We start from the raw sequence: 13,184 nt of genomic DNA, 5'->3' as shown, positions 1-13,184 counted from the left end.
AATGCTTTTGATTCTGGCCGATTGGTTGGCGCAATTTTACAGCCCTTTCCGAGTTTTTGATTATTTAACGCTACGTGCCATTTTAGGTGTTTTAACTGCTTTAGCATTGTCACTGTTACTGGGCCCATTGATGATTCGCAAGCTAGTTGAGGCGCAAATCGGGCAGTCAGTACGAACTGACGGTCCTCAAAGCCATTTAAGCAAAAGCGGTACGCCTACTATGGGCGGTGCATTGATTATCAGCTCAATTGCAGTCAGTACTTTATTATGGGCGGATTTGAGTAATCGCTATGTTTGGGTTGTATTGCTAGTGACGCTGTTATTTGGTGCTGTGGGTTGGGTGGATGATTACCGAAAAGTCATCGAGAAAAACTCTCGCGGCTTACCTGGTAAGTGGAAGTATTTTTGGCAGTCAGTGGCAGGGCTAGGTGCTGCTATTTTTTTATATCAAACTGCGCCCTCCGTTGCAGAGACCTCGTTGATCATTCCATTTATTAAGAGCTTTTCTTGGGAAATGGGAATCTTTTTTGTTGTACTGACCTATTTTGTGATCGTTGGCACAAGTAACGCCGTTAATCTAACCGATGGGTTAGATGGGCTGGCAATTCTGCCAACGGTGATGGTAGCGTCGGCACTAGGCATTTTTGCTTATTTGTCAGGACACACACAATTTGCCTCTTATTTAAATATTCCTTACATCGCAGGTTCTGGAGAGCTGATCGTATTTTGCGCCACTATTGCGGGTGCTGGTTTAGGTTTTTTATGGTTTAACACTTATCCTGCGCAAGTTTTTATGGGTGATGTAGGCGCTTTGGCTTTAGGTGCAGCTTTGGGTGTTGTTGCCGTTATTGTGCGCCAAGAGATCGTGCTCTTTATCATGGGGGGCGTTTTTGTAATGGAGACGGTCTCTGTGATTTTGCAGGTGGCATCATTTAAGCTGACAGGGCGTCGGATTTTCCGCATGGCACCTATTCACCACCACTTTGAATTGAAAGGCTGGCCAGAGCCAAGGGTAATTGTACGTTTTTGGATCATTACCGTTGTGCTGGTACTGATTGGATTAGCGACTATCAAACTACGTTAGTTGGATCTAAGGTTTAAGCTTTTGTTGTTAAGGCATCAAGATAATTTGCTTAGTTAGCAAGAGGAAAGGATTTTGCCACACACAGTGATTATTGGTTTAGGCCAGACAGGGTTATCTTGCGCGCGTTATTTGGCGGCTCAAGGTGTGGACTTTGCAGTTGCGGATACGCGCTTTAAGCCTGCGGGTTTAGATGAGTTTGAGCAAGCTTTCCCCGATGCTGAAATTTGGTTAGGGCCATTAGATGAAGCGCAGCTCTGCGAAGCGCAAGAGCTTGTGGTCAGCCCAGGTGTTGCTATCAGTCAGCCTGCAATTGCTCGCGCTATTGCCTCTGGTGTATCTGTTGTGGGTGATATTGAGCTATTTTCTCGTGCGGTATCAGTGCCTATTGTTGCTATTACAGGTTCTAATGCCAAAAGTACGGTGACTACATTAGTTGGCAAGATGGCTGAAACGGCTGGTTGGCCTGTAGCTGTGGGCGGTAATATCGGTATTCCTGTATTGGATTTATTGCTGGATCTAAAAGATAAACCAGAAGCAGAGCAACCACGGTTATTTGTCTTAGAGCTTTCCTCATTTCAGCTAGAAACAACACATAGTTTAAAAGCAAAAGCGGCCTCTATCTTGAATTTGAGTGCGGATCACTTAGACCGTTATCCCAGTATGCTGGAGTATGGTCTAGCAAAGCAGCGGATTTATATCGGTTGCGAATACGCTATTGTGAATCGACAAGATGAGGCGACGCTGCCTGTTCATAGCTTTAAAAATACGCAAATAAGCTTTGGTTTGGATCAGCCTGATTTAGGCCATTTTGGCTTAAGAGAAAGTGAGGGCGCATTATTTTTGGCATATGGCAAAGAGCTGTTAATACCAACGACAGAAATCACGTTAACAGGTCGTCATGGGCAAGCCAACGCACTAGCGGCTCTTGCTTTAGGCCATAGTGTTGGCCTGCCTATGTCAGCAATGTTAGAGACTTTACGTCATTTTGTTGGTTTGCCTCACCGCTGCCAGTTAGTGAAAGAGTTCAATCAAGTGTGTTTTATTGATGATTCAAAAGGCACTAATGTTGGCGCGACCGTTGCCGCTCTGAATGGTTTAGGGGCAGGTATTCAAGGTCGAATTGTTCTGATCGCGGGTGGCGATGGTAAAGGTGCTGAATTTGATGGACTCACATTGCCTTTGCAGCAATATGCCCGAGCTTTGGTGTTAATCGGACGAGATGTTCCACAAATTGCCGCTGTTGCACCTAAGTCCTTAGCGCTGAACTTTGCACAAGATATGACCGATGCTGTGCAACAAGCAGCTGAGTTAGCCTTGCCGGGTGATATTGTTTTACTTTCACCTGCGTGTGCCAGTTTTGATATGTTCGCTAACTATGTCGCACGTGGACAAGCTTTTGCATCTGCGGTGCAATCTCTTGCCGCTGGTTCAGCAGTTCAGGGCGTGGAGTAAGCTTGTGCTGATTGAACGTGTAAACAATTGGTTTGATCAGCGTAAGCAGCGTTGGCAAGATCGAATGGCACCTCATGCAGACCGACTAGAAGGTTTAGGAGAGACTCAGCAGCGTTTGAAGTTTATTCTTCAGCCTGTAACCTCAGCGCTAAATCTTGAGTATGTCAACCGTGAAATGACCCGTCGAGTTGATGGCTGGTTACTTTTTTCTGCACTGACTCTTCTTGTATTGGGCTGGTTAATGGTGACCTCTGCCTCTATGGAAGTTGCTGGTGGGCGTTATGGTAATCCGTTCTATTTTAGCTTGCGTCATGGCATTTATGTTTTGATGGGGCTAGGGCTTGGCTTGGCGATACTGTTAGTCCCTATGAATTGGTGGTTTGATCACGGTTTTGAGCTGTTGATGATCGCTTTTTTATTGCTGATGGCCGTGCTTGTACCCGGTATTGGCCGTGAGGTGAATGGTAGCTCTCGTTGGATAGCCCTTGGTATTGTCAATCTACAAGCCTCTGAGGTTGCCAAACTGTTTATGGTTGTGTATCTCGCAGGTTATTTAGTCCGGCGTTTAGATGAGGTACGTGAGCGTTGGTCTGGTTTTATTAAGCCTCTGGCTGTTATGGTTTTCATGGGGCTGTTACTGATCATGGAACCAGATTATGGTGCCACTATGGTGATCTTAGGCAGTATGCTGGGCATGCTGTTTTTATCTGGTGTGGGCATGAAGCGCTTCTTGCTTTTGCTTAGTGCAACCATCTCTATGGCAGGTTTAATTGCTATTTTACAGCCCTACCGTATGAAGCGCTTGGTCACTTACTTTGATCCTTGGGCAGCACAGTTCGACTCGGGCTATCAATTGACGCAAGCTTTAATCGCATTTGGTCGAGGTGGCTGGAGTGGTTTAGGTTTGGGTAATAGCGTACAAAAGCTATTTTACTTGCCAGAAGCGCATACCGACTTTGTATTTGCGATTTTGGCGGAGGAACTAGGTTTAATTGGTGCATTACTCACTTTGTTGCTTTATAGCTTAGTGATTTATCGTATGGTGGCCATTGCTAGGCGGGCTGGCGATATAGGTTTATTGTTTCATTGTTATGTTGGTTTTGGCTTGGCACTAGTAATTGCGGCACAAACTTTTATTAATATTGGTGTGAATACAGGTTTGCTGCCCACAAAAGGCTTAACCCTACCATTTATGAGTTATGGTGGTAGTAGCTTGCTTATTAGCTGTGTGATGGTGGCTATAGCCTTGAGAATTGATTTAGAAACTCGTGTTAAGCGTCAGCAAAACAGTCAAAGACGAGGCACTTATGCCCAATCGTAATCAGTTGCCAGCAAAAGGCAAAAAAGTACTGCTGATGGCGGGAGGCACTGGTGGTCATGTCATACCTGCATTGTCATTGGCGCAGTGTTTTCAAGATAAAGGCTTTCAGGTTGAGTGGTTAGGCAGTACGCAGGGTATTGAAAATAAACTAGTGCCTGCTGCGGGGATTAAGCTTAATCGCGTCGAAGTTGTAGGGGTTAGAGGTAAGGGGTTAATACGGAAGCTATTGGCGCCATTTTTAATTCTGCGTGCAGTGTGGCAAGCAAAAATGGTGTTACGCCAATATCGTCCCGATTTTGTGTTGGGCTTAGGGGGATTTGCCAGTGGCCCCGGTGGAATTGCAGCTTGGTTATCCGGTATACCTGTCTTTGTGCATGAGCAAAATGCTGTAGCTGGCCTGACTAATCGCTGGTTGTCTCGTATTGCGCGCCAAACTTTTGCGGCATTTCCAAACGCTTTTCCAGAGTCTGTTGCACTAGTAACGGGTAACCCTGTACGTCAGGCACTATTTGCGCTACCGACTAAAGCAGAGACTTCACAGCCATTACGCCTTTTGGTCGTCGGAGGAAGCTTAGGTGCTTTAGCCTTAAATCAAGCTTTACCTAAAGCACTATCACTGTTACCAGAACAGTCTCGCCCAGAGGTTTGGCATCAATCTGGAAAAGATAAGTTACAAGCGACAGAAGCTTTGTATCAAGCGAATAATGTTAAAGCACAAGTTGTTGAGTTTATTGATGATATGATTGGCGCATTTGCATGGGCAGACTTAGTACTCTGTCGAGCGGGTGCTTTAACAGTTTCTGAGTTGGCCGCAGCAGGTCGAGCTTCGATTTTGGTACCTTTACCTATTGCAGTGGATGACCATCAAACGGCAAATGCACGTTTTTTGGTAAATGAAGATGCGGCAGTTTTATTACCACAGAAAGAGATGTCGGTAGAGCATCTTGCAGAGCGTTTACAATTGTTGTTTGCAGAACCTGAACAACTCGTATTGATGGGGCTGAATGCCCGTAAAGCAGCACAGCCCATGGCAACACAAACTGTAGTTGATCATTGCTGTGCGGCTGTTTTTGGAGAAAAGTTTTGATTGAGAAGCTGCGTTATCAAGTGCCAGAAATGCGTCGTATCAAACAGATCCATTTTGTTGGTATCGGTGGAGTAGGGATGTGTGGCATTGCTGAAGTATTGCTCAACCAAGGCTATCGTATTTCAGGCTCTGATTTGAAAGAGTCTGCTGCTGTACAGCGCCTTATCTCTTTAGGTGCTCAGGTTTTTATTGGTCACGAAGAGTCAAATGTACAAGGTAGTGACGTGGTGGTCGTTTCCACTGCGATTAATACAGATAATCCAGAAATTGCTTATGCAGTTAGAAAGCGCGTCCCCATAGTGCGGCGTGCCGAGATGCTGGCTGAATTGATGCGCTTTCGTCATGGTATTGCAGTTGCGGGTACTCATGGTAAAACCACTACCACTAGCTTGATGGCAACTGTGTTGGCTGAGGCTGATCTTGACCCTACCTTTGTGATTGGTGGCCGTTTAAATAGTGCAGGCACTAATGCTCGGATGGGTGAAAGCCGTTACTTGGTTGCCGAAGCCGATGAAAGTGACGCATCTTTTTTACATTTGCAACCAATGGTATCAATTGTCACCAATATTGATGCAGACCACATGTCGACCTACGGTGGTGATTTCTCTAAGTTAAAACAAACCTTTATTGATTTTTTACATAACTTGCCATTTTATGGGTTGGCTGTGGTTTGTATTGATGATCCCGTGGTAAGGGAGCTGCTGCCTAAAATCAGTCGCCCAGTATTGACCTATGGTTTTAGTGAAGATGCAGACTATAGAGTGATGAACTTTACCCAAAAAGGATCTCAAATTAAGTTTACTGCAAAGCGCCCAGCGCCTTTGGTCGATTTAGAGATCATATTGAATATGCCTGGTGAACATAATGCACTCAACGCGCTAGCGACCATTGTGGTGGCAAGTGATGAGGGTGTGAGTGATCAAGCTATTTGCCAAGGTCTGGCTGGCTTTGACGGCGTGGGGCGTCGCTTCCAAATTTTGGGGCAGTTACAGCACTCAACAGGTGAAGTGATGCTAGTTGATGACTATGGTCATCATCCAAGAGAGGTTGAAGCAACCATTAAAGCCGTTCGTAATGGCTGGCCTGATCGTCGCTTGGTAATGGTTTATCAGCCGCACCGTTATTCTCGTACACGCGATCTATATGAAGACTTTGTTCAGGTTTTATCAGGTGTTGATAAGTTACTGCTGATGGAAGTTTATGCCGCGGGTGAGGCACCTATTCCTGGAGCAGAAGGTCGAGCGCTGAGCCGTAGTATTCGGGAGCGTGGTCAGGTTGAACCAATATTCATTCAAGAGAAAAATGATCTGAAGAACGTACTCAGCTCAGTGCTGCAAGAGGGCGATATTCTCTTGATGCAGGGGGCTGGTGATATCAGTGGGTTGGCAGTTGAATTAAGCCAAAAGGGCTTATAACAATAAAGTGTGAGTGATCAAACTATGCGAGTAGCGGTGCTATACGGCGGTACATCTGCCGAGCGTGAAGTGTCATTAAAGAGTGGTCGTGCTGTTATAGCTGCCCTAGAAAGTGTTTCGATCGATGTTTTTGGTATAGACATTGATACGAAAAGCAACTGGTTGCAACAGCTACAAACTGCTTCTTTTGATATCGCTTTTTTGGCACTGCATGGCCGTGGTGGCGAGGATGGCACTATTCAGGGATTGCTGGATTGCTTAAATATACCTTACACAGGTAGCGGTGTTTTAGGCTCGGCCCTTGCGATGGATAAGCTGAAAACCAAACAGATTTGGCAAACATTAGGGCTTCCAACGCCAGCATATCGTGTAGTTGAGAGTTGTACCGATCTTGCTGAGGTCTGGGAGACACTGTCTGGGCCATTAATGGTTAAGCCAGTGCATGAGGGATCGAGTATTGGTATGTCTAAGGTGGAGCGCTTTGACCACTTTAAAGACGCTGTTAATAAAGCCGCGGCTTTAGATAGTTCGGTATTTGTCGAACAATGGGTCACTGGAAAAGAATATACGGTTGCTATTTTAGATGGACAGGCTCTGCCTGTAATTGGTTTAGAAACCAATCACCAGTTCTATGATTATGAAGCTAAATACCTAGTCAACGATACTCGTTATTTACTGCCTTGTGGTTTGGAAAGTGCTCAAGAACAAGCCTTGCAAGCTCTATCATTATCGGCCTTTGAAGCCCTTTCGTGCCAAGATTGGGGGCGGGTGGATTTGATGGTCGATCAAAATGGTCAGCCACAGTTACTAGAAGTCAATACCTTGCCGGGTATGACTGACCATAGCTTGGTGCCTATGGCAGCCAACGCCGCAGGCTATAGCTTTGCAGAGTTCATAGTGGCTGTGATTAATGCAGCACAAAAGCGTTATTCATTGAATTTGGGTAGCTAACAAAAAGTGATGGGTAAAAAATCACAGTTTGAGCTCGTTAACCCGCTAGTATTAACACTAGCATTAATCGTGCTGGCGGCGTCTTATAAGTTTATTCAGCCATTATTGAAGTGGCCTGTTGATGATGTTCGAATTGTAGGGGCGTTGAGTCAAACTTCTGCCTCAGATTTACAATGGGTGCTTGCGGAGAGCTTGAGTAAGGGTTTTCTATTCTCAGACTTGGATTTGGTGAAAGAGCAGTTAGAGTTTTTACCATGGGTTGACCAAGTGCGGGTACGTAGAGTTTGGCCTGAACAAATTGAAATTAAACTAATAGAAAAAATACCCGTTGCGAACTGGTTGCAAAATGGGCTGTTGGACTCTAATCTAACGGCCTTTTTCCCAGATTCTGAGTTTAGTTATCCCGATCTGCCCAAGTTGGCGGGACCTGCGGGTAGTGAGGAGAGGGTTTGGGCATTTTATCAGCAAAGTAAACAGCGCTTCTTACAAAGTTCATCCTTGGTCGTGGACGTAGTATCTTTGGCGGGGCATGGGGCTTGGTCGTTACACTTTAAGGATGGTCCTTGGGTGTTGTTAGGCAGAGAACAAACAGATTTGCGCTTAAGTCGATTAGAGCAGTTGATTCAGCACCTAGAACAATGGGAAACTGTAAGGCTGATTGATATGCGCTATCCGAACGGTTTTTCTGTTGAGAGATTACAATAGACTTTGTAATCTATCGGCATGATTGAGTTTTTCTTTAGAGTTAATGGTTAACGTTTTGCGTTGAGGGGTATGCCCGGCTTATGGCTGCAAATATGACAAACAACAATATGGTTGTCGGGCTAGATATTGGAACATCAAAAGTCGTTGCTATTGTTGGACATCTAACACCTGATCATGAGATCGAGATTGTTGGTATTGGTTCTCATCCTTCTCGTGGTTTAAAGAAAGGTGTTGTGATCAACATTGAGTCAACGGTTCAATCTATCCAGCGTGCGATTGAAGAAGCGGAACTGATGGCAGGCTGTAATATCCATTCGGTATATGTAGGTATTGCAGGTAGTCATATTCGTAGTATGAACTCCCATGGCATTGTGGGGACTACTAATCGCGAAGTCACTCAATCAGATATTGATCGAGTCATTGACTCAGCGCAGGCGGTAACTATTCCTGCGGACCAAAAAATTATCCATGTTTTACCTCAAGAATATGCTATCGATAACCATGAAGGCATCAAAGAACCTCTTGGCATGTCGGGTGTGCGATTAGAAGCTAAAGTTCATCTTGTTACAGCAGCAGTGAACGCTGTTCAGAACATTGTGCGCTGCGTTGGCCGCTGTGGTTTGGAAGTTGATGGCGTTATTCTTGAACAGTTGGCCTCTAGCTACTCTGTCTTGAATGAGGATGAAAAAGAGCTAGGGGTTTGCATTGTAGATATTGGTGGTGGTACTACCGATATTGCTATCTTTACTGAAGGCGCCATCAAGCATACAGCAGTGATCCCTATAGCAGGTGATCAAGTGACAAACGACATAGCAATGGCGTTACGCACCCCTACGCAAAATGCTGAAGAAATTAAAATCAAATATGCTTGTGCATTGACTCAGCTCGCCAGTGAAGAACATGTATTTCAAGTCCCAAGCGTTGGTGAGCGTCCTCCTCAAGAGTTATCCCGTCAGCGCCTTGCTGAGGTTGTTGAGCCGCGATATGAAGAGCTGTTTACACTTGTTTTAGATGAAATCCGTCGCAGTGGCTTTGAAGATTTAATACCTGCTGGTGTTGTGCTGACAGGTGGTACGTCAAAGATGGAAGGTGTTGTGCAACTTGCAGAAGAAATTTTTCACATGCAAGTGCGCATCGCGTCACCTAGTAATATCAAAGGATTATCTGATGTAGTCGGAAATCCGATATACTCAACAGGTGTTGGCCTTCTGATGTATGGCCTAGAGCATTTAGAAGTCGCTTCATCTCGCACTTCTTCAGTACGAACAAGCATGTCAAGAACAACGCACACTGATGACCACCACGCTGTTAATGATACTGATGAAGTTGGAATAGTCGGGAAAATTCGGGGTTGGTTTCAGGGTAACTTCTGATTGAGCTGCATTTTTGCATTTATGGAGACTGGAAAATGTTTGAGATTTTAGATAATGCAGCAAATGCCAATGCTGTTATCAAAGTTGTCGGTGTTGGCGGCGGCGGCGGTAATGCAGTCACACATATGCTTCGCCATAATGTTGAAGGCGTTGACTTTATTGTTGCCAATACTGATGCCCAAGCACTGAAGAAAGTTGAAGCTAAAAGTATTCTACAGCTGGGTAGCGAGCTGACCAAAGGCTTAGGCGCGGGTGCAAACCCTGAAGTAGGTCGTCAGGCTGCGCTTGAAGATCGTGAGCGTATAGCAGAGCTACTAGCAGGCTCAGATATGGTGTTTATCGCTGCGGGTATGGGTGGTGGTACTGGTACTGGTGGCGCACCTGTTATTGCTGAAGTTGCGCGTGAATTAGGTATATTGACTGTTGCTGTTGTAACCAAGCCGTTCCCTTTTGAAGGGCGTAAACGTATGGCAATTGCAGAAGAAGGTATTCGTGCGTTGTCAGAGCAAGTGGACTCGTTAATTACGATTCCTAACGAGAAACTCTTATCTGCTTTAGGTAAAAATACCAGTTTACTGCAAGCTTTTAGTGAAGCTAATAATGTATTGCTAGGCGCTGTACAAGGTATTGCAGACTTGATTACTCGTCCAGGCATGATCAATGTCGACTTTGCCGATGTGCGTACCGTTATGTCTGAAAAAGGCATGGCAATGATGGGAAGTGGTACGGCAAGCGGTGAGAATAGAGCCCTTGAAGCCACAGAGAAGGCAATTAAGAGTCCTCTATTGGAAGATATCGACCTACGTGATGCACGTGGTATTTTGGTGAATATCTCAGCTGGCTCAGACTTTTCTATTGGTGAGTTTACAGCAGTGGGTGATTTGCTTAATCAGTTCTCCTCTGAACACTCAACAGTTGTGATTGGTACTTCTATTGATCCTGATATGGATGAAGGCGATGAAGTGAAAGTTACGGTTGTTGCAGCAGGTCTTGATCAAGTACGGATGGCTGCTCCAGTAAAAAAGCCAGTATCTGAGCCTAAACCTCAAGCGGCATCACCTGTAGACTATACAAAGCTTGACCGTCAGCCAGCTATCACGCGTAAAACAGAGTCTACAGTGAAAAAACAGGCTGAAAGTAAGTCAGATATGGATTATCTGGATATTCCTGCTTTTTTACGTAAACAAGCGGACTGAGTTTCTTTCTGCTTGAGTACAAAACGAAACAGACAACTATAGTGGCTTCTCTGGGGGATTTGTTATGATCTCTCAAAGTTCTCCACATAACCGAAAAGAAGTGACAATGATTAAGCAGCGGACACTAAAAAATACCATTCGAGCTACAGGCGTTGGCTTACACTCTGGTCAGAAAGTTTACTTAACTCTACGTCCTGCTGCGGTTGATACCGGTGTTATATTCCGTAGAACAGATTTAGACCCAGTTGTTGAAATAAAAGCAACTGCACTGAATGTGTGCGAAACAACATTGTCTACTACAATTGGTAATGATCTTGCCAAAGTTGGTACGGTTGAGCATCTGTTGTCTGCTTTGGCTGGTTTAGGCATTGATAATTTGTATGTTGATGTAAGTGCACCCGAAGTACCCATTATGGATGGTAGTTCGGGGCCATTTGTATTTTTACTGCAGTCTGCTGGTATTGAAGAGCAAAACAAAGCGAAACAGTTTATTCGTATCAAGAAACCAGTAACTGTCACAGAGGCAGACAAAGAAGCTTCTTTTCTGCCTTATGATGGTTTTAAAGTTTCATTTGCTATTAATTTTGACCATCCTGTATTTGCCTCTCAAAAACAAGACATAGCGATTGATTTTTCTAGCACTTCTTTTGTTAAAGAAGTAAGTCGGGCGCGTACTTTTGGTTTTATGCAAGACATTGAGTTCTTACGCTCAAAAAATCTTGCGCTTGGTGGCAGTATGGATAATGCAATTGTTGTGGATGAGTACAGCATTCTTAATGAAGACGGCCTGCGCTATGAGGACGAGTTCGTACGCCATAAAGTTCTAGATGCAATTGGTGACTTGTACTTATTAGGCTTTAGCTTAATTGGTCAGTTTACGGGCTATAAATCAGGTCACGGGCTAAATAATAAGCTGCTTAGAGAGTTATTGGAGCACCCAGAGTGCTATGAGGTTATTACTTTTGACGATGCAGAAGAAGCGCCAATCTCTTATATGAAACCCGCTGCCGCTGCAGTTTAATATTCTTTGATTTGAAAAAAGCCTCATCTAGTTGAGGTTTTTTTTTAGCCTTTATTATAAGTGCTCTGGCGCGATATGTTTAGCTAAGGAAAGTAATGCATTTTTAAGTTCGGTATCGTGACAGCTTTGGGCGCAAGATAATACGGTTTCAGCAATAGCAGTGCTTTTAATTCTATGAGGTTTTGCTATAGAAGTGTTTTGATCTCGGTGGGGTCTAACTTTTAAAACAACTTTCTCAATTTTAGCCCATGAGTATTGGCTGTTAATTAACTGCATTACCTGATTTTGACAAAGCCGAAATCTTGAGAGCAGAGCTGCCGAGTGTACGTGAATAACAATCTCTTTACGGCTAATATTGGCAAGTTGAAACTTGTGCTGTAAAGGCTCAGGTAGTAGGTATGCTATTTGCTTCTGTATAGATTGTAAGATTTCAGCTTTATGAAAAAGCTTACCGAGAAGACTGGAATCTGTATGAATTATTTCACTCAGGCGTTTTGTCGAGCGGTATGATCGCATATACTCTGTCTATTGTTAGGTCAAGAAAAAAGTATTTAAAATACAAGAAATAAGGTTGAATAAATGAATGTCGTAATTTTTGATGATAAACATTTAACATCTAAAAATATTCACCTTTCTAAGCTGATTATTTTTTTGCTAGTTACGATATTTATTGTAGCACCTTTATCAGTAGGGGGCGTGGGTCTGTATTTGGCGCTAGATAGCGAGCAGCCCCTAATGACGGATGCATCTGCGAAGCAGTGGATGGATGATCTTCAAGAACAAAAAAAGCAAATTGATGACTTAAGAAAAGCCTCTCGTGAACAACTTGATGCTCTAACTGTACGAATTGCAGAGCTACAGGCACGCTTGGTACGGCTTGATGCACTAGGGAAACGTTTAACCCATATTGCTGATTTAGATGAAGGCGAATTTGACTTCGATAGAGCTCCACCAGTGGGTGGTCCAGAGGCTAACGAGCTGGGTATAACGGTTGAAGTTGATGATTTTATTTCTACTATAGACGAGCTAGCTCGCACTATTGATGATCGTGAGCAACAGCTACAAGTGATCGAGTCTTTGCTAGGTAATCGTAAAATTCAAGATGATGTGTTTATCGCAGGCCGACCTATTCGTAAAGGTTGGTTGTCTTCAAATTACGGTAAGCGTGCTGATCCTTTTACTGGGCGCTTAGCTTGGCATGAAGGTGTTGATTTTGCGGGTAAGGATGGTTCCGATGTTATCGCAGTGGCAGCAGGTGTAGTCACTTGGTCTGGGCCTCGTTACGGTTATGGTTTGTTAGTTGAAATTGACCATGGTGCTGGCTACACCACGCGTTATGCTCATAGTAAAGTTACAAAAGTGAAAGTAGGTGACGTGGTAGGCAAGGGGCAAGTTGTTGCCGCTATGGGAAGTAGTGGCCGCTCCACTGGCCCTCATGTACATTATGAAGTTCGTTATAAAGGCCGTGCAGTAGACCCTGCCAAGTTTATTCACCGCGCGAGCCGTTAAAAAGCCCTCCTGAATTATTTCTGCCTGTAAAAGTACGTGTTACTATGCAGGCAGAATTTTTTTATTTTTC

12 protein-coding genes are annotated in these 13,184 nt (G+C 44.3%); 11 read left to right on the top strand and 1 reads right to left on the bottom strand.

The window, feature by feature from the left end; translation table 11 throughout:
- Position 1 precedes the first annotated feature (1 nt).
- From mraY to lpxC, 10 genes are all read left to right on the top strand, one after another.
- Positions 2–1,084 carry a phospho-N-acetylmuramoyl-pentapeptide-transferase gene (mraY, locus tag B5D26_RS00885; protein WP_078743793.1) on the top strand — a complete coding sequence of 361 codons (1,083 nt, stop codon included), beginning with the start codon at positions 2–4 and terminating at the stop codon, positions 1,082–1,084.
- Between the two features lie 72 nt (positions 1,085–1,156).
- Entirely contained in the window at positions 1,157–2,536 is a 1,380-nt protein-coding gene (murD, locus tag B5D26_RS00880; RefSeq protein ID WP_234985135.1) for a UDP-N-acetylmuramoyl-L-alanine--D-glutamate ligase, read from the top strand.
- A gap of 4 nt (positions 2,537–2,540) precedes the next feature.
- The gene (ftsW, locus tag B5D26_RS00875) at positions 2,541–3,857 is read left to right on the top strand and encodes a putative lipid II flippase FtsW (protein WP_234985133.1); all 1,317 of its coding nucleotides are present in this window, start codon (positions 2,541–2,543) and stop codon (positions 3,855–3,857) included.
- Positions 3,844–4,944, top strand: a complete 1,101-nt coding sequence (gene murG, locus B5D26_RS00870; RefSeq protein ID WP_078743792.1) for an undecaprenyldiphospho-muramoylpentapeptide beta-N-acetylglucosaminyltransferase — start codon at positions 3,844–3,846, stop codon at positions 4,942–4,944. The genes ftsW and murG overlap by 14 nt, the downstream gene beginning before the upstream one ends.
- A 29-nt stretch (positions 4,945–4,973) precedes the next feature.
- Entirely contained in the window at positions 4,974–6,359 is a 1,386-nt protein-coding gene (gene murC / locus B5D26_RS00865; protein ID WP_078743889.1) for a UDP-N-acetylmuramate--L-alanine ligase, read from the top strand.
- A 9-nt stretch (positions 6,360–6,368) separates the two neighbouring features.
- Positions 6,369–7,310, top strand: coding sequence for a D-alanine--D-alanine ligase (locus B5D26_RS00860; protein ID WP_407668504.1), 942 nt, complete (start codon positions 6,369–6,371; stop codon positions 7,308–7,310).
- 9 nt (positions 7,311–7,319) lie between these two features.
- Positions 7,320–8,015 (top strand): cell division protein FtsQ/DivIB, encoded by a 696-nt coding sequence (locus tag B5D26_RS00855; protein WP_078743791.1) that lies wholly within the window; start codon positions 7,320–7,322, stop codon positions 8,013–8,015.
- A gap of 92 nt (positions 8,016–8,107) precedes the next feature.
- Positions 8,108–9,388: a cell division protein FtsA gene (ftsA, locus tag B5D26_RS00850; RefSeq protein WP_428838709.1), complete on the top strand. Its 1,281-nt coding sequence runs from the start codon at positions 8,108–8,110 to the stop codon at positions 9,386–9,388.
- Positions 9,389–9,423: 35 nt separating this feature from the next.
- Complete coding sequence (gene ftsZ / locus B5D26_RS00845; RefSeq protein WP_078743789.1) at positions 9,424–10,584, top strand: cell division protein FtsZ; 1,161 nt, start codon at positions 9,424–9,426, stop codon at positions 10,582–10,584.
- A gap of 106 nt (positions 10,585–10,690) precedes the next feature.
- The gene (lpxC, locus tag B5D26_RS00840; RefSeq protein WP_078743888.1) at positions 10,691–11,605 is read left to right on the top strand and encodes a UDP-3-O-acyl-N-acetylglucosamine deacetylase; all 915 of its coding nucleotides are present in this window, start codon (positions 10,691–10,693) and stop codon (positions 11,603–11,605) included.
- A 54-nt stretch (positions 11,606–11,659) separates the two neighbouring features.
- Here the strand turns inward: lpxC and B5D26_RS16645 are convergent, their stop codons facing one another.
- Positions 11,660–12,121 carry a DciA family protein gene (locus B5D26_RS16645; protein ID WP_078743788.1) on the bottom strand — a complete coding sequence of 154 codons (462 nt, stop codon included), beginning with the start codon at positions 12,119–12,121 and terminating at the stop codon, positions 11,660–11,662.
- A 63-nt stretch (positions 12,122–12,184) separates the two neighbouring features.
- On the opposite strand from B5D26_RS16645, the gene B5D26_RS00830 reads away from it, so the two are divergent.
- Complete coding sequence (locus B5D26_RS00830) at positions 12,185–13,114, top strand: M23 family metallopeptidase (protein WP_078743787.1); 930 nt, start codon at positions 12,185–12,187, stop codon at positions 13,112–13,114.
- The last annotated feature ends 70 nt before the right edge of the window (positions 13,115–13,184 follow it).

The organism is Oceanospirillum multiglobuliferum (assembly GCF_900167095.1).
Classification (GTDB): domain Bacteria; phylum Pseudomonadota; class Gammaproteobacteria; order Pseudomonadales; family Halomonadaceae; genus Oceanospirillum; species Oceanospirillum multiglobuliferum.
The sequence above is the reverse complement of the archived record's forward strand: the minus strand, read 5'-3'. Positions and strand labels throughout refer to the sequence as shown.

What these genes read in the sequence shown, in the direction of transcription:
- B5D26_RS00855 (WP_078743791.1), top strand. Translation starts at nt 7,320, where the DNA reads ATGGGTAAAAAATCACAGTTTGAGCTCGTTAACCCGCTAGTATTAACA.
- ftsZ (WP_078743789.1), top strand. Translation starts at nt 9,424, where the DNA reads ATGTTTGAGATTTTAGATAATGCAGCAAATGCCAATGCTGTTATCAAA.
- murC (WP_078743889.1), top strand. Translation starts at nt 4,974, where the DNA reads ATGCGTCGTATCAAACAGATCCATTTTGTTGGTATCGGTGGAGTAGGG.
- ftsA (WP_428838709.1), top strand. Translation starts at nt 8,108, where the DNA reads ATGACAAACAACAATATGGTTGTCGGGCTAGATATTGGAACATCAAAA.
- lpxC (WP_078743888.1), top strand. Translation starts at nt 10,691, where the DNA reads ATGATTAAGCAGCGGACACTAAAAAATACCATTCGAGCTACAGGCGTT.
- mraY (WP_078743793.1), top strand. Translation starts at nt 2, where the DNA reads ATGCTTTTGATTCTGGCCGATTGGTTGGCGCAATTTTACAGCCCTTTC.
- B5D26_RS00830 (WP_078743787.1), top strand. Translation starts at nt 12,185, where the DNA reads ATGAATGTCGTAATTTTTGATGATAAACATTTAACATCTAAAAATATT.
- murG (WP_078743792.1), top strand. Translation starts at nt 3,844, where the DNA reads ATGCCCAATCGTAATCAGTTGCCAGCAAAAGGCAAAAAAGTACTGCTG.
- B5D26_RS16645 (WP_078743788.1), bottom strand. Translation starts at nt 12,121, where the DNA reads ATGCGATCATACCGCTCGACAAAACGCCTGAGTGAAATAATTCATACA.